Below are 21,544 nucleotides of genomic sequence, written 5' to 3'. Positions count from 1 at the left end.
AAAATAGGACACCTCGCAAGGCCTTAAGATAAAAAATCGGCGCACTATAATAGCGCAGGGCGCTGAAAATGCGAACTATCTGCGCAATTCAGCTCTATATGGGGTCCTGGCGGGACCTGTTCGAGCCGCCAGCACTGGCAGGCCCAGCTCAGCAGTTCGGCCGGCTCGGCGCCAAAAAGTGCGGGGGGAGGGTGCTGGCCGAGAAAATGCAGCGCCTGCCAGAGTGCCGGCCCCGGCTGGCGTGCATCCAACGCCGGGGCATGGTTTTGTTTGGACAGCTTGTGACCCGAATATACCGCCAGCGGCAGGTGCAGCCAGTGTGGCTCGGGCGACCCCAACAGTCGGTACAATGCAATCTGGCGCACCGTGGGTTCGAGCAGATCGGCGCCCCGTACCACTTCGGTTATGCCGGCCTCGGCATCATCGACGGTGACCGCCAGGTTATAGGCGTAGAGACCATCCCGCCGACGCACGATGAAGTCTTCTTCTGCCAATGCCGGCGGCACGCTGACAGTCCCTTGCAACCGGTCATGAAAGCCATAAACCGGCTGATTCATCTGCAAGCGAACCGCCGCGTTCCTGGCCGGTAGCGCCCGCTCCCGGCAGTGGCCGTTATAAAAGCCACCGCTGGCGCTTATCATCTTGCGAGTGCAGTGACAGTGATAGGTCAGTCCGCGCTTTTCCCAGTCGTCCAGTATTGCCCGGTAGTAGTCATGGCGCTGGCTCTGGTAAACCGGCGTACCGTCCCAATACAGGCCAAAGGCATCCAGGGTACGCAAGATGTCATCGGCCGCTCCGGGAACTTCCCGGGGAGGGTCCAGATCTTCGATGCGCAGCAGCCACTGGCCCTGATTGCTCCTGGCCTGCAGGTAGCTGCCGAGGGCGGCGATGAGGGAACCGAAATGAAGGGGACCGCTGGGGGAGGGAGCAAAGCGCCCTGTATAGCGGTCGGGCGCTGTCTTTTTCATGGTATGGGAGACGGTTTAGTAACCGGCCATCTGTTTTTCCTTGATTTCGGCCAGGGTCTTGCAGTCGATGCACAGGTCGGCGGTGGGACGGGCTTCCAGCCGGCGGATGCCGATTTCAACGCCGCAGTGCTCGCAATAACCGAAATCGTCTTCTTCGATCTTCTGCAGGGTTTTTTCGATTTTCTTGATCAGCTTGCGTTCCCGGTCACGGGCGCGCAGCTCAAGGGCAAACTCTTCTTCCTGAGCGGCTCTGTCCACCGGATCGGGGAAATTGGCCGCTTCATCTTTCATGTAGCCCATGGTGCGGTCTACTTCTTCGCGCAGTTGATTGCGCCAGGCACCCAGAATTTTGCGGAAGTGCGTTTTTTTGCTCTTCGTTCATGTATTCTTCGTCGGGTTTCGCCTGATAAGGCTTAACACCGGCAATGGCCAGAATACCGAGAGATTTTTTGGTTTCGACTGCTGGCATTCCGTATCTCCTAAAAAGCAATTATTGCGCCAACCAATTTTAAGAAGCGGCTATCTATATCAGAAAGCATATTAGCAAGGCAATTTTGCATTGCGATTTATGCGGATATTGCTCTTTTACCATGATCCTGGCCACTGTTTCTTTACGTGGGCGGGGCAAAAAGAGCGGCGGCTTCCTGTTGAGCCCTCCATATGGGGGTTGGGTACAGCCTTTTCAAGGGTGGAGTCGGTGCTGCGACGCCGATTATCATCAGGCCTTACTTTATGAACTATAGGTACAATTGTGCAGTTTTCCTCTTCTTTGTGCCGCGGGCGCTTGCTCCGGCGCTACAAGCGCTTCCTGGCCGACGTGATTTATCAGGATAATCCGCTGACATTGCATTGCCCTAACACCGGTAAGATGACCGGCTGTGCCGAGCCGGGGTGGGCGGTGTATTTTTCTACCTCGGATAATCCGAAGCGCAAATATGCCCATACCTGGGAGCTGGTCGAAAACCATCACGGAGATTTCATCTGCGTCAACACCGCCCGTGCCAACCAACTGGTGGCCGAGGCGCTGGAGCTGCAGCGAATTCCCCAGCTGGCGCAATATGCCGATATCAAAGCCGAGGTCCGCTACGGCAACGAAGGTAGCCGCATCGATTTTCTGCTGAGCGGAGGCGACGAGCCGGACTGCTATGTGGAGGTCAAGAGCGTGACCTTGCTGGAAGAGCGTGAGGGTGAGCGGGCCGGACAGGGGTATTTTCCGGACACGAAAAGTGAGCGGGCGCAGAAGCATGTGCGTGAGTTGATTCACTGCGTCAATAGCGGGCAGCGGGCGGTGTTGCTGTTTTGTGTGCTGCATACCGGTATCGAACGGATCAGTCCCGCCAGTCATCTGGATCCGGCTTACGGCGCCCTGGTGGCAGAGGCGGTGGGGGCGGGGGTGGAGTGTCTGGCCTGGCGGGCCGAGATCAGCCCCGAAGGTATGACGCTGGTGCAGGCGTTGCCGTTTGAAATACACGGCATCTGAGGGGGATGAGTGAGGGGGAGCGACTCACTCCTCACCATCGGTCAGCGGCCAGGATTGCAGTATCTGGTAATTCGGGCCCTGCTCGCTCAGGGTGGAGCTGTACAGGCACAGCCGCGAGGGACGATAAACCAGCGGGGCTATCGGTGGCAGTGTCGGGGTGTTGTCGTGACGAAACAGGGTAATATGCGGCCGAAAGGCTCTGTGAGGCGGACCCAGCTTCAAGGAGGCACAACGTGCGTCCAGCTCTTCGGATAACGCCGTGAGGGCGGAGGGGAGCCGGGAAGGGCCGATCCAGACCACCCTGGCCCGCGGAAAGCAGCCGAGCCGGTCCAGTTCCAGTTCGAAGGCGGGCAGCTTCATCTGCGGCAGCTGTTTGAGCAGGGAGCCGGTCTGAACTCGGGTGAGCGGTCCGAGAAAGCGCAGGGTCATGTGAAACTGGGTAGGGGGGATCCGCCGACCGGTCAGCGCCAGGCGGTCCTGCAGTCGGCTCAGGGGCGGTGCCAGCTCCTCGGCGGGAAAGGCCAGAAACAGCCGTGATGTCTCTCTATTCAATACCGTAGTCCTTTGCGGGGGCTTTTGGCACAATATAGCCGTTTTCGATCAGTCAGGTAATCACGTGAACCAGCTTCCCATCGTCGAGGCCCTGCCCCGGTTGCAGCAGGCGCTGACGGCATCCCAGATCATCATCGAAGCGCCACCCGGCGCCGGTAAATCCACCTGGCTGCCGTTGTGGTTACTGGATCAGGCCGAGATCCGGGGGCGCATCATCATGCTCGAGCCCCGGCGGCTGGCCGCGCGCACCATCGCCCAGTATCTGGCAACGCAGTTGGGGGAAACGCCGGGTGGCCGCATCGGCTATCGCATGCGCGGTGAAAGCCGGGTCGGCAAAGACACCCGGCTGGAAGTGGTGACCGAGGGGGTGCTGACCCGCATGCTGCAGGCCGATCCGGAGCTGGACGGCGTCGGACTGCTGATCTTTGACGAATTTCACGAGCGCAGCCTGCAGGCGGATCTGGCGCTGGCTTTCGCCCTGGAATGCCAGGCGCTGCGTGAAGACCTCAAGATCATGGTGATGTCTGCCACTCTGGAGGGGCTGGCGCTCGACAGCCTGCTGCCCGAGGCGGTCGTGGTGCAGAGCGCCGGGCGCAGTTTTCCGGTGACGCTGGAATATCAGCCCCGCAATCAGCACAGCCGGCTGGATGAAGCCATGGGCCGGGCCATACTGGCGGCGCTGGAGCGTTTTGATGGCAGTGTGCTGGCCTTTTTGCCCGGTGAGCGGGAAATCCGCGGTACCCAGGACTGGTTGAACGGCAAAACAGGCGCGGAGGTGGAGATCAGGCCGCTCTATGGCCGGCTGGCGCTGACCGAACAACAGGCGGCCATCGCGCCGGCAGGCCTGGGCCGGCGCAAGGTGGTACTGGCCACCAATGTCGCGGAAACCTCGCTCACCATCGACGGCATCAGCATCGTGGTGGACTCGGGGCTGGAGCGACTGGCGCAGTTCGAGCCCCAGTCCGGTATCACCCGACTGCACAGCCGCCAGATTGGTCAGGCCTCGGCCACCCAGCGCGCCGGCCGGGCCGGACGTTTGCAGCCCGGCGCCTGTCTGCGGCTGTGGGGCCAGGAGCAGCAGGAACGACTGGCGGCCCGGCGCCCGGCGGAAATCGAACAGAGCGACCTGGCGAGCTTTGTGCTGGAATGTGCCGCCTGGGGCGCCGATCCCGAGCAGTTGCCGTTACTGACCCCGCCGCCCGCCACCCTGCTGGCGGCGGCGCGCGGCCAGCTCGCGATCCTGGGCTTGCTGAACGGCGCTCAGCTTACCCCGCTCGGGCGACGGGTCTGGCAACTGGGTTCCGAGCCCTGGCTGGGGCAGTTGCTGTTGACGGCGCAGGACTGGCAGCGAAAGGGCCACGGCGGGGCGCTGGCCGATGCGGTTTATCTGGTGGCCCTGCTGGAAGAGGGACGCTGGGATAATGGCCCCCTGTCCGGGCAACTGCTGGCCCGGCAGGGGCGGCTGAAGCCGGCGGCCCAGCGCTGGTTCAAACGACTGAAACAGAGCGAGAGTGTACCGTCGGGCCATTACCTGGGCCCGCTGCTGGCCAATGCCAGGCCCGAGTGGGTTGCGTTGCTGCGCCAACAGGGGCGTTATGGGCTGGCTGGCGGCCTCAGCGCGGACTTGCCGCAGGGCAGCCCCTTGCTCGGCAAGCCGATGCTGGCAATGGCGGCGCTGGGACGGGGTGAGCGGGGGGTCTTCATCCAGGCAGCGGAGCCGGTGACGGTGGAGCAATTGCAGCAGTTTGTGCCCGAGCGTTTCGGCGAGCGCGAGCACCTGGAGTGGGATAGCGACGCCAACCGGGTACGAGCCGAGCGTCAGTGGTGTTTCGGTAATCTGGTGTTGCAGCGTTCCCCGCTGAATAAGGTGAGTCCGGAGCAACGGGCCCGCTGTCTGCTGGAGGAGCTGGTGCGACGCGGCTGGTCGGCCCTGCCACTGGATGATAGGGCCCGGCAATATTGGTTCAGATTGAAGCTGGCCGGACAAAAACTGGCCGATTGCGGCTTCGAACCTTGTGACGAAGCCGACTGGCTGGCCGAGGCCGAACACTGGCTGCTGCCTTATCTGACGGGGCTGGGGCGGTGGGAAGAGCTGTCCCGGCTCGACTGGAAGGGTATTTTCAGGAGTCGGCTGGACTGGTCACAACAGCAATTGCTGGATACTCTGCTGCCAGGCGCTATCGAGCTGGCCACCGGCACCCGAGCCGGTATCCGCTACCGGGAAGGCGAGGATCCGGTGTTGCCGGTGCGGCTGCAGGAAATGTTCGGCCAGTCGGGCACGCCCGAGCTGGCGCGGGGTCGGGTGACGCTGGTGCTGGAGCTCTTGTCGCCGGCCCGGCGCCCGTTACAGATTACCCGGGATCTGGCCGCCTTCTGGGCCGGATCCTATCTGGATGTAAAGAAAGAGATGAAGGGACGTTATCCCAAACACGTGTGGCCCGATGATCCCGCCAACACGGCGCCGACCCGGCACACCAAGAGGCATATAAAGCACTGATTATGGTAAAAAAGACCCGAAAATCGAGAAAAAAGCCGGTGAAGCAGCGGCGTTCATGGTGGGGCCTGCTGTTCAAGCTGGCGCTGGTGTTCGCCGTGCTGATGGGCATCTTCGGCATCTATCTGGACGGCCAGGTAAAGGAGCGCTTCGAGGGCCAGAAGTGGGCGCTGCCGGCACTGGTCTATAGCCGCCCTCTGGAGTTGTTTCCGGGGCAGAAGCTGTCTCATGCGCAGATGCTGCGGGAATTGCAGATGCTCAACTACCGGAAGGTAGCCAGCCCCGGCCGGCCCGGTGAATACGCGGTAGCGAACAACCGCATCGAAATTCATCGTCGGGCCTTTAATTTCTCCGATGGCGCCGAGGCGGCCCGTTCCATTCTGCTGACCTTCGACGGTCAGCGGCTGCAACGGATGCAGAACCCGGGTAACGGTCGCGAGCTGGGTTATGCGCGCATGGATCCGGTATTGCTCGACCGGCTCAACGTCGAGAAACGGGAAGATCGGTTGCTGGTGCGGCTGGATCAGGTGCCCCCGTTGCTGGTCACCGCCTTGCTGACGGTCGAAGATCGGGATTTCTATCAGCATGACGGCGTGTCGCCATTGGCGATACTGCGCGCTCTGGTGGTCAACATCAAGGCCGGGCGTACGGTGCAGGGGGGCAGCACCCTGACCCAGCAGCTGGCGAAGAACTTCTTCCTGACCCAGGATCGCAGCCTGTGGCGCAAGATCCAGGAAGCCTACATGGCCCTGATCATCGACTTCCGTTACGAGAAGGAAGAGATCCTCGAAGCCTACATCAACGAGGTGTACCTCGGACAGAACGGGGCTCAGGGGGTCTATGGCTTTGGTCTGGCGAGTTATTTCTATTTCGGTCTGCCGCTGAACGAGCTGAACCCGGACCAGATCGCGCTGATGGTCGCGCTGGTGAAGGGACCTTCCTATTACGATCCCTGGCGTAATGCCGAGCGGGCACAGGAACGGCGGGATCTGGTGTTGCGGCTGCTGGCCAACGAAGGCCATATCGACCGACAGACCTACGAGCGTGCCAGCAGTACCCCGTTGCAGCTGATTGAGCGGGGTCGCATGGGCTATGGCCGGACGCCGGGCTTCATGGGATTGCTGCGGCAGGAGCTGAAGGACCGGTTCGGCGCCGACTTTTTGCGTCAGAACGGCCTCAAGATTTTCAGCAGCTTGGATCCCATCGCCCAGCACAGCGCCGAGCAGGCGGTGGTGGAGCAGTTGCAGCAGTTGCGCAGCAACACCAAACGCAGTGATCTGGAAGCGGCCATGGTGGTGAGCAACTGGCGTAAGGGAGAAGTCAGCGCCGTGGTTGGCGGTGCCGATCCCAGCTTTGCCGGTTTTAACCGGGCGCTGGCGGCACGACGGCCCATCGGTTCGCTGATCAAGCCGCCGGTGTATGCAGAAGCGCTGGCCAACGGCTACACCCTGGGCAGCGCGATCAAGGATGAGCCCATCAGCCTGCGCAGCGATTCGGGACAGGTATGGCGGCCCAACAACTACGATCGCCAGTTCCGGGGCCAGGTGATGCTGGTCGATGCCCTGGCCAAGTCGCTGAACGTACCGACGGTCAATCTGGGTATGGCCATCGGCCTGGACAAGGTGATCGATGGTCTCAAACGGCTGGGGGTGCAGCAGCCTATCCCCGCCTATCCGTCGCTGATGCTTGGTACCCTGGAGTTGACCCCGTTCGAGGTCAACCAGATGTACCTGACCCTGGCCAATCAGGGGCTCTATCAGCCGCTGACGTCGATTCGCGCCATTCAGGATGATCAGGGTGAATTACTGTATCAGCACAGTGCCAAGGCGGTACGGGTACTGGAGCCGGAAGCCGGTTATCTGGCGCTTTATGGCATGACCAAGGTGGTGGGGGGAGGGACCGCCGCCCATCTGGCGGCGCGGTTCCCCAACCGGGTGATGGCGGGCAAGACCGGTACCACCAACGACCTGCGGGATACCTGGTATGCGGGCCTGGATAACGAAGAGCTGGTCAGTGTCTGGGTGGGGCGTGACGACAACGGCGTGACCGGCCTGACCGGCGCCAGCGGCGCCCTGCGGGTATACAGCCGTTATCTGGATGGGCGAGGTGTCGACTCGCTGGAGTTGGCGGCCCCCGCCGGTATCGATCAGGTCAACTTCGCACTCAGCGATGGCCAGCCCGCCGATCCGCGTTGCGAACAGACCCGGCTGTTGCCTGCCAGGGCCGCCGATTTGCCGGGGATCCGGAGTTGTCGGCAAATCACACCGATACAGCCTCCTTCCGGAGAGCAGGTCGGCGACTGGCTGCGGGATATCTTCAACTTCGCGCGCTGATAGGTTCGTAAAGCGTGAGGCCGCCGCCTCACGCTTTTTACTCCTCACGAATTCCGTTACTTCGGTCATAGCAAGGTGAAAGCCGCCGTCTCCGTATATGCTCAATAGTATGGAGATGGAGGTGCTGCCCATGTTTTCTTTTCATCATGTCACCATGAGTGTGCGTGACTTGTCTGTTTCTGAAGGCTTCTACAAGGGGCTGGGGTTCGAGTCGGTCTATCGCTGGCAGGACGATGCGGGACAGCTGCAGATTTGCCATCTACGACTGGGCCAGGCCTTGCTGGAGCTTTACTGCTTTCGTCCCGAAGACGAAACGGAGTTGTCTGCGCTCCCCCCCTGGGCCAGTGGTTACCGGCTGGGACTGCGTCATTTTGCCTTGCAGGTAGAGGATCTGGATCGGGCCTTGAGTGCCTTGCACGGTGCCGGGTTACTGGCCGACAAGCCGTCTCCGGTCACGGGGCAGACCTGTTTGCGTTACGTCTTTATCATGGATCCGGATGGCAACAGCGTGGAGTTGCTGGAAGGGCCGCTGGTGGAGATCCAGCGGCCGGAGTAGGCCGTGTCAGCCTTTCATGATGGCGAAGGCCTTGTCGGCGGCCGCCAGGGTATGGGTGATTTCCTGCTCGCCGTGGGCCAGGGACATGAAGCCGGCCTCGAAAGCGCTGGGTGCCAGGTAAACGCCCTCTTCCAGCATCAGGTGGAAGAAGCGCTTGAAGGCCTCTAGGTCACAGCGCGTCACCTGGTCATAGCTGCTGATGTTCTTTTCTTCGGTGAAGAAGAAACCGAACATGGCGCCGACCTGGGTGGTGGTGAAGGGGATGCCGTGCCGGTCGGCGGCGGCCTGCAGACCGTCCACCAGACGCTTGGTGGTTTGTTCCAGCTGCTCGTAGACACCCGGCGCGCTGATGGCGTTGAGGGTGGCCAGACCGGCGGCCATGGCTACCGGGTTGCCAGACAGGGTGCCGGCCTGATAAACCGGGCCGGTCGGGGCCAGATATTCCATCACCTCACGGCGGCCGCCGAAGGCGCCGACCGGCATACCGCCACCGATGATCTTGCCGAGCGTCGTCAGATCCGGCTTGACGCCGAAACGCTGCTGGGCGCCACCCAGTGAGGCACGAAAGCCGCACATCACTTCGTCGAAAATCAGCAGGGCGCCGTATTGATCACAGATGGCGCGCAGGCCTTCGAGAAAACCGGGAGCCGGGGGAATGCAGTTCATGTTGCCGGCGATGGGTTCGACGATGATACAGGCGATGTCGGCGGGTGCCGCCTCAAAGGCCGTTTTGACCGACTCCAGATCGTTGAAGGTGGCAGTCAGGGTATGTTTGGCAAAGTCGGCCGGCACGCCCGGCGAGTTGGGCTGGCCCAGGGTGAGGGCGCCGGAGCCGGCCTTGACCAGCAGGCAGTCGGCGTGGCCGTGGTAGCAACCTTCGAACTTGAGGATCTTGTCGCGGCCGGTAAAGCCCCGGGCCAGACGGATGGCGCTCATGGTGGCTTCGGTGCCGGAATTGACCATGCGTACCTGCTCCATGGAGGGCACCAGCTGGTTGACCTTTTCCGCCATGGTCACTTCCACCCCGGTGGGGGCGCCGTAACTCAGGCCGCGTTCTACCGCTTCCAGTACCGCTTCACGTACCACGGGCGCATTGTGGCCCAGGATCATCGGGCCCCAGGAGCCGATGTAATCCACATAGGACTGGCCGTCCACATCGAAGATATAGGCACCGTCGGCCCGCTCGATAAAGCGTGGCGTGCCGCCTACACCATTGAAGGCGCGTACCGGAGAGTTCACGCCGCCGGGAATGAAACGGCGGGCCTGGGCAAATAAGTCGTCAGACTTGGACATGTCAGTATCCTTTGAATAGGGTCAGCGGTGGCGTTTGCGGCCAAGGTGGCCAGACTATAACAAAAAGCGGGCTGAGCTTGAATGGCAGGCTTTGCTGCTGGCGCCGGACTCATGGCTTTGGCACAATTCGCCGCAATCGCCGGCCCACCCGCCGTCACTATTATGTTCAGGAGTGTATTATGCGCCAGCCGCTGGGCCGTCGTTTAATGATGGTATGCTTGGTCGCCAGCCTGTTGCTGCTGGCCATGACCGGTTATCTGGGGCTGCGTAATCAGGAGCAGGCCCGCCTGCTGGAGCAGCACCGGCTGCAGGCGGATCGCAGTCGGCAGGAAATGCTGGCGTTGCGGGTCGACCTGCAGACGCTGTTGAGCGCCGAAAGCAGCCAGTTGGCCCAACTGGAGCAGCAGTCGCGGCAACTGGCGGAGCAGGCGCAGCAGCTGGCGCTGTATCGGCAGGTGCTGGCACCGGATGGCGGGAACGAATTGTTGCTGGCCCAGGAAGATATCACCACGCTGGCCGAGCCGGGGCACTTTGCCTATCGTCTGGTGTTGCTGCAACCCACCAATAAAGGGACCAGGGTCACCGGCCGGGCCCGGGTACAAATCCGTGCCCTGCAAAATGGACAGTCGGTGCTGCTTAATGATGAAACCCTGGGAGTGGCACCGGTGACCCTGGATTTTCGTCACTTTCAGGTGTTGACCGGCCAGTTGGAGTTACCCGTGGGCAGCCGGGCGCAGACGCTGGAACTCAGGCTGGAGCTTGACCGCAAGCCAGCCCGGACCTTGAGTCTCAACTGGCCCGGCTCGGACAATACTTGAACTGTTTACTCGGGTATTAGATAATTTTGGTCGATAACTAATCCAAGAGGTAGTGATGAGCGATGCAATCCCCTTGCCGATCCAGATGAGCGATGCGGCAGCCAATAAAATTCAGGCCCTGATCAGCGAAGAGGAAAACCCCGAGCTGAAGCTCAGAGTCTATATCACCGGTGGTGGTTGCTCTGGCTTTCAGTACGGCTTTACCTTCGACGAAAAAACCAACGATGGCGACACCGTGATTGAGAAGAACGGCGTGGTCATGGTGGTGGATGCCATGAGCCTGCAATACCTGATTGGCGGCACCGTCGATTATATCGACGGCCTGGAAGGCTCCCGTTTTCTGGTCACCAATCCCAATGCCACCAGCACCTGTGGCTGTGGTTCATCCTTCAGTGTTTAACGGATAACAAGACGCCTATGTCCCTGTTTGACTGGCTCAATGGAGCCGAAGAAGAACGCGCGCCGGCGCCAAAGGTGGATTCCGTCGACAAGCTGGCGCTGTATCAGCGAGCCTGGTGCCCCTATTGCGAGCGGGTCAAGGCGGTGATCCGCGAGCTGGATCTCGATATCCGGGAATGCGATACCAACGAACCGGAGCATTTGCAGGCGCTGATGGCCGGTGGCGGTCAGCGCATGGTGCCCTGCCTGCGTATCGAACCGGAGCCGGGCCAGTATTTCTGGCTGTATGAGTCTGCGGACATCATCGCCTACCTGCGTCGTCATGCCGGGGCGGACAAGTGAGTGACTTCCGGTTGCACCCTCAGCTGGCGGCGGATACCGTCATACTGGGTGATTTGCCGCTGAGCCTGGTCTTGCTGGCCAAAGACAGCCATTATCCCTGGCTGATACTGGTGCCGAAGCGGAATGATATCCGCGAAATCCACTGGCTGAGCGAAGAAGAACAGCAGCAGCTGATGCGGGAGTCCTGCGCCGTGGCTCGGCTGATGGAGGCCGAGCTGGCGGCAGATAAAATCAACGTGGCTGCCCTCGGTAACATGGTGCCGCAGCTGCACCTGCATCATGTGGCCCGTTTTACCGGCGACGCCGCCTGGCCAGGCCCCATCTGGGGCAAACATCCGGCACAAGCTTACGAAGACCTCGAGTCGATTGCCCGGGTATGGCGGCAGCGACTCGCCGCTATTAAGGATTTCAGCGCCCGCTGAGTCCTGGCGGGTTTCAGTTATTGGCCAGCATCACCTCACTGACCTTGTTCAGCTGCGCCAGCAGCTTGTCTGCCTTGGGGCGAAACCTGGCCAGCTCGCCCCGAGACAGAAAGGCGGCCTGAGGCAAATCCACGCTCTTGGGATCCTTGTGCACCCCGTTGACCAGAAACTCGTAATGCAGATGGGGCCCCGTGACCCGGCCGGTGGCGCCGACGGTGCCGATCTGCTGCTCTTGTTTGACCTTCTCCCCTTTCTTCACCATGCGTTGATGCAGATGCAGATATTTGGTGAGGTAGGTACGGTCGTGACGGATCACTACATAGTTTCCATTAAACTGGCTGTAGCCAGACTCCACCACCACACCGCTGCCGGCGGCGACCACCGGAGTGCCGGTGCGTGCCGCGTAATCGATGCCCCGGTGCGCCTTGATCTGGCCGGTAACCGGATGCAAACGGCGCGGGTTGAAGTTGGAGCTGATGTGGGAGAAGTTGACCGGCGCACGCAGAAAGCTTTTGCGCATGGCCCTGCCTTCGGGTGAATAGTAATTGCCATCATCGTGGCGTACCGCCCGGTAGACTTTGCCCTGGTTGATGAATTCGGCGGCCAGGATGTGCCCGGTGTCGACCAGAATGCCGTCTTTGTAGCGCTGCTCATACAGCACGGCGAAGCGATCGCCGGCACGGATGTCTAGGCCAAAGTCCAGATCCCAGGCGAACATGCCGGCCAGGCTCATGATCTGGCCCGGGCTCAGGCCGGCACTGACCCCGGCCCCCCAGAAGTTGGAGTTGACCGAGGCCTGAGCGTACTGGGTACGATGCTCGAGCTGGACGCTGATGATACGGCTGTGCAGTCCCTTGCTGTTCTGGCGGATGTCCAGGGTGCGAGCGGCGTCCAGCGGGTAGCTCAGGCCGACAAAGCGTCCTTTTCGGTCGAAGGAAAACGTCAGGTGCTCGCCAGGATGGATTTTCCGCAGCGACTTTGCATGGCCGCCGAGCTGGCTGATATCGTGCAACAGCGTCGAGGACAGGCCCTGACGGGAAAAAATCGATGACAGGGTGTCACCCCGACTGACCTTGACCACCAGTTCCCGTGCGGGAAGGTGATCGTCGACCACTGGCCGGTCTTCCACTTTTAGTCTCAGTGGCTGGCGTTCGTCCTGTACCGGAGGGGCATCAGGCTGAACACGGCTGGCCACCGCCGGCTCGGTTGGCATCATGATCAGCATCACCATGGCGGTGCTTAAGAGGGCGAGGGCGATTTTATGCCCGCGGGGCAATGACTTGAGGCTGTTAATAACGGGCATGCGATACTCTTCCCTGAATCAGTTCCGAATTTTACAGCCTTTCCAATTTATCCGCCATTCCAGTAATATGCTTCCCTTATTTTGTTTGGGTCGTCGAAATCGCTGTTCCGAGTAGCAGGCAGTATTCGGAACAGCCATTTAGGTGCACAGCACAGGAGTAGAGTCGTCATGTCCCAGCTGGAAGCGGCATTAGCGGAAATCAAGCGTGGTGCCGAAGAGATACTGGTTGAAGAAGAGCTGGTTGCTAAATTGAAGGAAGGTCGTCCCCTGCGAGTGAAGCTGGGGATGGATCCCACCGCGCCCGATATTCACCTGGGTCACACGGTCATCCTCAACAAGCTGCGTCAGTTTCAGGATCTGGGCCACGAAGTTTTGCTGCTGATCGGTGATTTTACCGCTCAGGTGGGCGATCCCAGCGGCAAGAACAGCACCCGTCCCCCGCTGACGCCGGAGCAGGTCGCCGATAACGCCAAGACCTACGCCGAACAGGCGTTCAAGGTACTGGACGCGGAAAAAACCCAGATCGTCTATAACTCCAGCTGGCTCGGTGAGCTGGGCGCGACCGGCATGATCAAGCTGGCATCCAAGCTGACGGTTGCCCGCATGCTGGAACGGGACGACTTCAAGAAGCGTTATGGTTCCGGCCAGTCCATTGCCATCCATGAATTCATGTATCCACTGTTGCAGGGTTACGATTCAGTGGCCCTCAAGGCCGACGTCGAGCTGGGCGGCACCGACCAGAAATTCAACCTGCTGATGGGCCGCGAGCTGCAGAAAGACGCCGGCCAGTCACCGCAGGTGGTACTGACCATGCCGCTGCTGGAAGGTCTGGACGGGGTCAAGAAGATGTCCAAGTCGGCCGCGAACTATATCGGGGTGGACGAGGCCCCGGGCGAGATGTTCGGCAAGATCATGTCCCTGTCCGACGAGCTGATGTGGCGTTACTTCGAGCTGTTGTCCCGTCGCAGCCTGGACGAGCTGGCCGGGCTCAGACAAGAAGTACTTGAGGGCGCCAACCCGCGGGATATCAAGATACTGTTGGCCAAGGAAATCATCAGCCGTTATCACGACGAGGCGGCGGCGGAGCAGGCCCATCAGGACTTCGTACAGCGTTTTCAGAAAAACGCCATTCCCGACGACCTGCCGGAAGTGACCCTGAACGCCGGTGCCGAGGGTATCGCCATCGCCAACCTGCTGAAAGACGCCGGTCTGGTGGGATCGACCTCGGAAGCGCTGCGCATGATCAAGCAGGGTGCGGTCAAGGTAGACGGCGACAAGCTGGAAGACGGCAAGCTGGTGATCCAGACCGGCGCGGCGGTCTACCAGGTTGGCAAGCGCAAGTTCGCCAAGGTCACCGTAGCCTGAAGACGGTTATCGACCATGTGGAAAGGCCTCGCTAGAGGCCTTTTTTGTTTGGTAACGTAGGATATTTCTCGGTTACGGTGTAGTTTCACAGCCTCTCACTACTTGGATTTCTTATTTGGTGCCGGATGCTCAACAATTAGCTGATCGCTGAAGGTTTTCAGGTAGGCGACGATCGCCTCCTCGTCACAGATGCTGAGTCCCAGGTCACCCGTCAGCCCACCAATAGATACCGCATTGGTATTACCGGGAGCAGGCCAGCAGGCAGGAAGACCATCATCACCCATCGCTTGCGCTTCGGTTACAACCTCATCTACACAGCGTGGAACACCACTACTGCCAACATCTGACGTATTATAGAAATGCACCAGGCTCTCCAGACTCTTGAACCAGCCGTTGCTGGGGTAGGCCTTTACAAAATCCGACTCGCCGTCAGGGATCTTGGCTACATTGCGCAGGGTCGGTGTTTTAACCAGCCCGACATCCTTCTCCTCTCCGGTATGCCCAGCCAGACCAAGGGCCGCTTCAACAACTCCGGGAATCTCATAATTCACCGGCGTGCCGATATTGTGATAGGAATGGTCTGCATAGGTCTGTAATGGCTCGCTACCATCATCCCCTCGATTATTAGTATGACAGGCAACGCATCGTGCACCCGATTTACGATTATCTGCTGTGATTACTGTCTTATTACAGGTGTCAAAAGCCCCTGCCGGTACTCTGAATGAATAGAACAAGTCGTGGCCCCAGTTTTCCTGATCACTCAGCCTCGTCAGCGGGAACTGGCCTAACGGTCCTTGCTTCTCAACGATATCAGACTGATCACAGGATCCGTTTAACTTATCGGGTACAAGTCCGAATCTAGACAAGATATTTTTAACTTCTACCTCCTCCAAACCATCAGCCCAGGGTAACTCCTTTATCTCAGCTAAAGGCATACAAGCCAGCTCTGCCCGCAGTGCATTATCGCGTTTGGAACTGAATGAGTTTACCTCGGAAGACCCCTGATAGGCCGCCAGCGCCACCGCGATACGCTTGAAGTTGGTGCGGTAGATATCATCGTTACACTTGATACGCTCACCCCAGGCGTCCGTAAACAAATTGGCATAACCTGCCTTCTCGACATGATGGCAGACCGCCTTTTCGCGGATATTCTGCTCGACCGGGTTGGGAAAGGGGTTCAGCGCCTGATCGGCCACCGGCCCCAGGGAATCTTTCACCGCCTGCTCAAATAGGGTCAGGGGAGAGACATCTTTATTTACCCCCATTATCACATCGGCCAGGTAGACATGATCGGTGGCACCTCCCGGATACATGGGCTCGCCACCCTCGGCACGGCCATCCCAGAAGGCCCCGCCAACAGCGACGGTGTCCCCGGTGAACCGATTAACAACTTCATGAAACGGGGGGATAAGGGTTGAATAGGCATTGGTTGGCGGCCTCAAGCCTCCCCTGGCCTCCGGATTCTTGTGGAAGGCTGCGCCCGGCTGAGCTACCTCAAGCTTGTTGATTTCCGATGAGGGTCCGGTCCACCCGGTCGCGGGATCGTGGCAACTGGAACAGGATTGCTCGCCCTTGGGCTTGGATATGGGGTCAAAGAATATCCTCTTACCCAACTCGGTCAGGGCTTCAACTCGCTCGCTGTCATCTAAAACAACGACTTTCTTGGCTTCGGCCTGACTGGCTATCAGACTCAAGCCACTCGCAAGCACGGCGAGCGTCGCTGCTCCCGCCATCGCGGATGCTCGAAATGTTGTTGTGGCCATCGTTGCTGCTCCTTAAATCCTTAAAAATAATATTTACAATATCCTTTTTGCGGCTGTAATGAGATTTAATGAGGGTTAGCATTTACGGTTATATGAATGACAGTTATGTCACTAGAAAAGTTTTATTTTATTGAGTTGAAGAATTAAAAGTATATTCAACAAACACAAGCGGAGTTACCCGTGCCGGTTGATTCACTATTTCTTCTTCACCCCCCCCCTGAGTGATAATTTTTCATTGAATCAATGGCGGGGTTTAAATCACTCTTATCTATCACCTAATCGGTCCAGTCGTCAGTTAAGTGTTGATTCAAAACAAGCGGTTTTCAAGAAAACATCAGCACAATATTTGGTGGAGTCATATGGGGGGATATTGTGTAAAGATATTGATATGAATTTAAAACAATTAAAAGCAGGAGTTTAAAGATAAAGGAGAGACATTTTTAAATGACGGTGTAATAAAAAAGATACAACAACAAACAAAGAAATAAAATTAGATATCATAAAGTTACACCCTCACCATCAAATTTGTGTTTCATATAGGTTACACATCCATTTCTTATGTGTTTTCATCATACAGAGACACTTTATGTCCATACAGACGTCCTTCTGCACCTGTTTTCTGTTACTGGATACCCACCAGATTCAGTGTCAGAGCAGATATTCGGGCGGAGCGCCAGAGGCTACATAGCCGACCCTCCCGAGATGCAACTGGAAAATGAAACCGTTCGTCACGACGAGACAAGCTCGCGCCATGTCAGCTCGGACATGCCGTCTGACCGCCAGCCAGGGATGGCGGGAATGTCGAAGTGGTATGAGCATTTTTCGGCTCTGGCATGCCATTGTTGTGGGAGACGTTCTCTGTCGCAGAAAGCGAGGTGTCCATATAGGTGCTTGAGCTGATCGGCGGAGCGGGCCCTTTGGCCGATGAATGCCGTCTGTGCCGGCGCTTCAGCGGTTCAGTGAAAAGGCAGGTAGTGACAGATGCCAGCGAATGGCGGCGACCCGCAGAATGAAGGTGCCCAGCATGCCGAACAGGGTCGCCAGCAGAGGGGCGATGCCCAGCGCCAGTGAACCGGTGTAGAGAATGCCGCCGGTAATACAGGCGGTGGCGTAGATCTCCCGCTGCAACACCATGGGGATCTCTCGTGCCAGCACATCGCGGATCATGCCGCCGGCCACGCCGGTGATCACCCCCATTACCACCGCCACCATGCCGGAAGTACCATGGTTTAGTGCTTTTTCGGTGCCGATAATGGTGAAAATGGCCAGGCCGAAGGCATCGGCCAGCGGCAGAATATACCAGGCAGCCGCCGGGGCAGCCGAGCAATATATTGCCCGAGCAGTGCGGTGACCAGTATCACCCACAGATAGACGCTGTCGGCGGTCCAGAACACCTGCTCGGCACCGATAATCAGGTCACGAATGGTGCCGCCACCGATGGCGGTGACCGCTGCCAGCACGATGACACCAAAGCCGTCCATGCGCAGCCGGCCCGCCACCAATACGCCGGAAAAGGCGAACACAGCCGTGCCGAACAGATCACTCCAGTAGAATACCGACTCAACCAGGGGCTGCATTGTTTTTCGCCTCATGTAAAAAGGGCGCCATTGTATAGAGGCCCTCAGGGGAACACAATTGCGGCTACTCTGCGGCTCTGACTTTATCCAGTTGCCGGCATAGCTGGCGAATACCGCCGGGAGAGCGGGGAGTAAAACGGTGCAGGCGGTTGGCGTCGATAGTCAGCAGATGACCTTGCGCGACCGCCTGCAAGGCGGGCCATTGTCGCCAATGCTGCAGCTCGGATTGCCTGTCTGCCAGTATCACCTGCGGGTCTTGCGCCAGTACCTGCTCGGCGTTCAGCGGCGGATAAGGTGCCAGGCTGTCGGCCATGATGTTGATGCCGCCACACAGGGTCACCGCCTGGCCCATCCAGGTGCTGCCATTCGCCGACATTAGCGGGACGCTGGCAATCTGATAGAACACGGTGACGGGGCTGGCGTCCTGGTAGCTTTGTTCAAGCTCGGCCAGCTGTCGCCGATAGTCGGCGACCACGGCGGCTGCCTCTTGCCGGTGGCCGGTCAACTCACCCAATTGAGTCAGCTCGTCGGCCAGGCTGGCAAAGGTCCCGGGCGCGGAATAAAACACGGTCACACCCAGCTGCTCCAGGGGTTGTACCAACTGCTGTTGGGCGGTTCCCCAGGCCACGATCAGGTCCGGCTGCAATGCCAATATCTGTTCCATGTTGAGCGACCGGTAGTTGGCGACCCGGGGCAATGCACTGGCCGTCTCCGGGTAGTCACTGGCGTCATCTGTCGCAATGACCTGATCCCCGGCACCGATGGCAAACAGCATCTCGGTGATATGGGGGGCCAGGCTGATGATGCGTCTGGCCTCGTCGGCACGGGGCTGACCGGGGCCGAAAATGGCCCCGAGCATCAGTGCCAGCAGCAGTAGTGGTGCCGGTTTAGCCATGTAACACCTGGCCTTTGAACAGGGGCACCAGCACCAGGGTCCAGGCCAGAGACAGCCAGAACAGCAGGGCGATGACCAGGCGATACAACAGCGCCCGGGTCGAGGCGGCATTCAGGTAATTTTTGCTGCCGAGCTTGGGGTAGTAATCGGTGGCGTCGGTATAGCGCCGGGGGCCGCCGAGGCCGGCATCCACGCCGGCCGCCGCTACCGCCAGCAGACGACCGCTGGCCGGATAGGCCCACAGCCGGCCCTGGGGCCAGGCCTTGATGGCACGGATGGAACCAGGGTAGATAAGCAGCGTCAGGGCCAGCAGCTGGAACGGCAACCAGGCCATGGCGCGATAGAGCACCGACGGCAGCAAACCGAAGGCGCGCCAGTGCGCGAGCTTGAGCGGCCAGGCTTGCACCGCGTAGCGCAGCAGGGTGAACAGCAAGGCGACATAGATGCCACCGAACAGATACCAGCACAACAGGGCGGCATCGGCGGCCAGCCGCAGTATCGCCACTTCCGCCAGCGTCTTGTGCAGCCCCAGCGATGACAGCGGGTCGGTCTGGCGCAGGCACAGGGGAGCCAGCGTCAACCGGACCAGCGGTTGTTGTTCGTGGCTTTGCTGCAGACTCTGAGGCAGGGCCCGGCTGAGCCGACCCAGATCAAGACAGCACCACAGCAGCAAGGGTTCCAGCAAGGCCGGCCAGGGTGACAGCACCGACAGTGACCAGTAGGTGGCCCCCAGTGGCAGCAGCAGGCAGAGCAGCAGCGCCCCGCCGGCCAGATGCAGGTAGCGGGCCGTGTAATGTTCGCCGTTGAGGCGGCTGCCCAGTTGCTGCAGGCCCTGGGTCAATACCTGCTGCACCCGGGAAGCTGGCAGCAGCAGGCTCAGCAGTATGGCGATGCTGAGCTGGGTAAGGGGCTGCTCGAGCAGCGAGAGGCCTGACATCGTATTCAGCCGGGCATGCGCTCGACCATGGACAGCACCATGGCGGAGGAATGACGGGCCGCCACTTCCAGAAAGGCTTCGAATGATTCGGCCTGTTCCTTGCCGGCAATGTCGGACAGGGCGCGCACCACCACGAACGGCACCTGGAACTGATGGCAGACCTGGGCGATGGCCCCGGCTTCCATTTCGCAGGCCTTCATGGTCGGGAACTGGGTAACGGCTTTCTGCAACTGGTCTTCCCGGTGCATGAACTGATCGCCGGTACAGATAAGCCCGGTGGCCGAGTTGATATCATCCTGTTCGGCCAGGCAGTCTTGTGCCAGGGCAATCAGCCCGGTATCGGCGATGAAGGCCGCCGGTTGCTGCGCCATCTGACCCATTTCGTAACCGAAGGCGGTCACATCCACGTCGTGAAAGCGGACTTCACTGGACACCACCACATCACCCACATGCAGCGCCGGATCGAAGCCGCCGGCGGAGCCGGTGTTGATGACAGTCTTGGGGGAAAAGCGTTCCAGCAGCAGGGTGGTGGCGACACTGGCGGCGACCTTGCCGATACCGGAGCGGGTAATGACCACGCTCTTGCCCGCCAGGGTACCCTGGTAGAATTCGCAGCCCGCCACCGTGATGGTCTGAGCGTTTTCCAGCCGATCGCGCAGCTCGGCAACTTCCTGCTCCATGGCGCCAATAATACCGATAGTCATAAGGGGTTCTCTCGTAACGAAAATAATGGGGGAGTTTATCATCATCAACCCAAAAGGCCGATCGGGGATCGGTTTGAAAATATCCTCAGTTTCAACCTTGCGGTGGCAGCCCGGCACGGAGGGGCTGCTGTCGGTTCTGGAATATAATCCGGGACCCATCCGGTGCGGAGCCGCAGGTCATGATCTTTCAGCTTTTCCGGAAAGTGAATATACACGCGACCACGCTTCCGGCTTCGCCTGTATGGTATACTGTCGGGCTTAAGGGGTTCCTTGTATCTATTTAAAAATAAAGACATATAAAACAGGATCTGTATGCCCGCAGCCAAGAAAACCATGACCGCTAACCAAAAAGCCTATCTGGAAATCAAGAGGCAGATCCTTGATGGTGAGCTTCACGAAGGGGCCCCTATTCGCCAGGATGATATTGCTCAGGGTATGGGGATCAGCAAAATCCCGGTGCGGGAAGCGCTGCGTCGGCTGGAATCTGAAGGTCTGGTTGTTATCACGCCCAATGCCGGGGCGACGGTGGTGAGCCTGACGATAGACGACTACATCGAAATGCTGGATATACGTATTGCGCTTGAGTGTCGCGCATTGGAGCTGGCGGTGCCGAATATGGCTTCCAGTGATATTAGACAGGCTCGCAAGTTACTCGATGCCTATGACCGGGCTATGTCCCAGCAGGAATGGAGCGATCTCAATATGCGTTTTCATGCGTGTCTCTATGCCCCGGCCGACAGACCGCGACTGGTTGCCATGATCCGTGCGACCCAGGATCATATGGGGCGTACCCTGCGCATGAAAATCTCGATGGTGGCAGAGCATGCTCGATCCCATGATGAGCATGTGCAGATCCTCGATGCTTGCGAAAAAGGAGACACCGGCCTGGCCGTTTCCTTGTTACGCAAGCATATCGAGCAGACACGTCGTGAAGTTCAAGGTTACTTCCGCCATCATCTGAAATAACCGGCTCCCTGATGCTGTGGTTCAGTCCAGCTTGTCTTGGAGTCGCTTGAACCAGGTGGCAGCCTTTACACCGAGACCACGAAACAGATGGAAAGGAACCGGCCGTATTGATGTCACGGGTACGGCCAGCTCTGACGCTGTTGCCCCCAGCACGCGACTGGCCAATTGTTTACCCAGGGCGGTGGATACGGCAATGCCACGACCGTTGCAACCGACAGCAATATGGAGGTTTTTTTCCGGCTCGTGTACATGAGGCAAGTGGTCAGTCGTCACCGCAAAGTAACCGCTCCATTGATGGGACCATTCCAGCCTGCCAAGATGTCCGAAAAGCTCTTCTCCTGCGCGATGCAGGTAGGGCACAATTTTCGAATGGTCGA

Annotated in this window: 19 protein-coding genes and 2 pseudogenes; 10 read left to right on the top strand and 11 right to left on the bottom strand. The window is 59.3% G+C overall.

Annotated elements, in window-relative coordinates; all coding sequences use genetic code 11:
• Positions 1–44: 44 nt before the first annotated feature.
• Both gluQRS and dksA read right to left on the bottom strand, forming a co-directional pair.
• On the bottom strand, positions 45–968 hold the full coding sequence (gene gluQRS / locus BFR47_RS08320; protein ID WP_071472628.1) for a tRNA glutamyl-Q(34) synthetase GluQRS: 924 nt from the start codon (positions 966–968) through the stop codon (positions 45–47).
• A 15-nt stretch (positions 969–983) separates the two neighbouring features.
• A pseudogene (gene dksA / locus BFR47_RS08315) lies at positions 984–1,437 on the bottom strand (RNA polymerase-binding protein DksA).
• A 282-nt stretch (positions 1,438–1,719) separates the two neighbouring features.
• Between dksA and sfsA the strand changes: the two are divergent.
• A complete protein-coding gene (gene sfsA, locus BFR47_RS08310; protein WP_071472627.1) occupies positions 1,720–2,448 on the top strand; it encodes a DNA/RNA nuclease SfsA in 729 nt (242 codons plus the stop codon).
• Between the two features lie 24 nt (positions 2,449–2,472).
• On the opposite strand, the gene thpR is transcribed toward sfsA, so the two are convergent.
• Positions 2,473–3,000: an RNA 2',3'-cyclic phosphodiesterase gene (gene thpR / locus BFR47_RS08305; RefSeq protein ID WP_071472626.1), complete on the bottom strand. Its 528-nt coding sequence runs from the start codon at positions 2,998–3,000 to the stop codon at positions 2,473–2,475.
• A gap of 64 nt (positions 3,001–3,064) precedes the next feature.
• On the opposite strand from thpR, the gene hrpB reads away from it, so the two are divergent.
• The 3 genes from hrpB to BFR47_RS08290 all read left to right on the top strand — a co-directional run bounded on the left by hrpB (position 3,065) and on the right by BFR47_RS08290 (position 8,383).
• Positions 3,065–5,497 (top strand): ATP-dependent helicase HrpB, encoded by a 2,433-nt coding sequence (gene hrpB, locus BFR47_RS08300; RefSeq protein WP_071472625.1) that lies wholly within the window; start codon positions 3,065–3,067, stop codon positions 5,495–5,497.
• 2 nt (positions 5,498–5,499) lie between these two features.
• Positions 5,500–7,827, top strand: coding sequence for a penicillin-binding protein 1B (gene mrcB / locus BFR47_RS08295; protein ID WP_071472624.1), 2,328 nt, complete (start codon positions 5,500–5,502; stop codon positions 7,825–7,827).
• Between the two features lie 130 nt (positions 7,828–7,957).
• Positions 7,958–8,383 carry a VOC family protein gene (locus tag BFR47_RS08290; RefSeq protein WP_071472650.1) on the top strand — a complete coding sequence of 142 codons (426 nt, stop codon included), beginning with the start codon at positions 7,958–7,960 and terminating at the stop codon, positions 8,381–8,383.
• A gap of 6 nt (positions 8,384–8,389) precedes the next feature.
• Here BFR47_RS08290 and hemL read toward each other — a convergent pair whose 3' ends face one another.
• Positions 8,390–9,676 (bottom strand): glutamate-1-semialdehyde 2,1-aminomutase, encoded by a 1,287-nt coding sequence (gene hemL / locus BFR47_RS08285; RefSeq protein ID WP_071472623.1) that lies wholly within the window; start codon positions 9,674–9,676, stop codon positions 8,390–8,392.
• 179 nt (positions 9,677–9,855) lie between these two features.
• Between hemL and BFR47_RS08280 the strand changes: the two genes are divergently transcribed.
• The 4 genes from BFR47_RS08280 to BFR47_RS08265 are packed head-to-tail and all read left to right on the top strand — an operon-like array spanning position 9,856 to position 11,657.
• A complete protein-coding gene (locus BFR47_RS08280) occupies positions 9,856–10,494 on the top strand; it encodes a DUF6776 family protein (RefSeq protein WP_071472622.1) in 639 nt (212 codons plus the stop codon).
• 55 nt (positions 10,495–10,549) lie between these two features.
• Positions 10,550–10,894 (top strand): iron-sulfur cluster insertion protein ErpA, encoded by a 345-nt coding sequence (erpA, locus tag BFR47_RS08275; RefSeq protein ID WP_071472621.1) that lies wholly within the window; start codon positions 10,550–10,552, stop codon positions 10,892–10,894.
• Between the two features lie 17 nt (positions 10,895–10,911).
• Complete coding sequence (locus BFR47_RS08270) at positions 10,912–11,235, top strand: glutaredoxin family protein (RefSeq protein ID WP_083399066.1); 324 nt, start codon at positions 10,912–10,914, stop codon at positions 11,233–11,235.
• On the top strand, positions 11,232–11,657 hold the full coding sequence (locus BFR47_RS08265) for an HIT domain-containing protein (protein WP_071472620.1): 426 nt from the start codon (positions 11,232–11,234) through the stop codon (positions 11,655–11,657). The genes BFR47_RS08270 and BFR47_RS08265 overlap by 4 nt, the downstream gene beginning before the upstream one ends.
• A gap of 13 nt (positions 11,658–11,670) precedes the next feature.
• Here the strand turns inward: BFR47_RS08265 and BFR47_RS08260 are convergent, their stop codons facing one another.
• On the bottom strand, positions 11,671–12,960 hold the full coding sequence (locus tag BFR47_RS08260; RefSeq protein ID WP_071472619.1) for a peptidoglycan DD-metalloendopeptidase family protein: 1,290 nt from the start codon (positions 12,958–12,960) through the stop codon (positions 11,671–11,673).
• Between the two features lie 168 nt (positions 12,961–13,128).
• On the opposite strand from BFR47_RS08260, the gene tyrS reads away from it, so the two are divergent.
• A complete protein-coding gene (tyrS, locus tag BFR47_RS08255; protein ID WP_071472618.1) occupies positions 13,129–14,325 on the top strand; it encodes a tyrosine--tRNA ligase in 1,197 nt (398 codons plus the stop codon).
• A gap of 98 nt (positions 14,326–14,423) precedes the next feature.
• Here the strand turns inward: tyrS and BFR47_RS08250 are convergent, their stop codons facing one another.
• From BFR47_RS08250 to mtnN, 5 genes and pseudogenes are all read right to left on the bottom strand, one after another.
• Positions 14,424–16,088, bottom strand: a complete 1,665-nt coding sequence (locus BFR47_RS08250) for a cytochrome-c peroxidase (protein WP_071472617.1) — start codon at positions 16,086–16,088, stop codon at positions 14,424–14,426.
• Positions 16,089–17,036: 948 nt separating this feature from the next.
• Positions 17,037–17,665, bottom strand: a pseudogene (locus BFR47_RS08245) (trimeric intracellular cation channel family protein).
• A gap of 64 nt (positions 17,666–17,729) precedes the next feature.
• Positions 17,730–18,560: a cobalamin-binding protein gene (locus tag BFR47_RS08240; RefSeq protein ID WP_071472616.1), complete on the bottom strand. Its 831-nt coding sequence runs from the start codon at positions 18,558–18,560 to the stop codon at positions 17,730–17,732.
• Positions 18,553–19,497, bottom strand: coding sequence for a cobalamin biosynthesis protein (locus BFR47_RS08235; protein ID WP_071472615.1), 945 nt, complete (start codon positions 19,495–19,497; stop codon positions 18,553–18,555). The genes BFR47_RS08240 and BFR47_RS08235 overlap by 8 nt, the downstream gene beginning before the upstream one ends.
• Positions 19,498–19,502: 5 nt before the next feature.
• Positions 19,503–20,201, bottom strand: coding sequence for a 5'-methylthioadenosine/S-adenosylhomocysteine nucleosidase (gene mtnN, locus BFR47_RS08230; protein ID WP_071472614.1), 699 nt, complete (start codon positions 20,199–20,201; stop codon positions 19,503–19,505).
• A gap of 312 nt (positions 20,202–20,513) precedes the next feature.
• Here mtnN and BFR47_RS08225 point away from each other — a divergent pair, with 312 nt between their 5' ends.
• On the top strand, positions 20,514–21,167 hold the full coding sequence (locus BFR47_RS08225) for a GntR family transcriptional regulator (RefSeq protein ID WP_071472613.1): 654 nt from the start codon (positions 20,514–20,516) through the stop codon (positions 21,165–21,167).
• A gap of 21 nt (positions 21,168–21,188) precedes the next feature.
• Here the strand turns inward: BFR47_RS08225 and BFR47_RS08220 are convergent.
• Positions 21,189–21,544 (bottom strand): FAD-dependent oxidoreductase (locus BFR47_RS08220; protein ID WP_139215134.1); only part of this gene is annotated, 356 nt, incomplete at its 5' end.

Origin of the sequence: Oceanisphaera psychrotolerans, assembly GCF_001870485.1 — a bacterium.
GTDB lineage: Bacteria > Pseudomonadota > Gammaproteobacteria > Enterobacterales > Aeromonadaceae > Oceanimonas > Oceanimonas psychrotolerans.
This window is presented reverse-complemented; position numbering and strand designations above follow the sequence as displayed.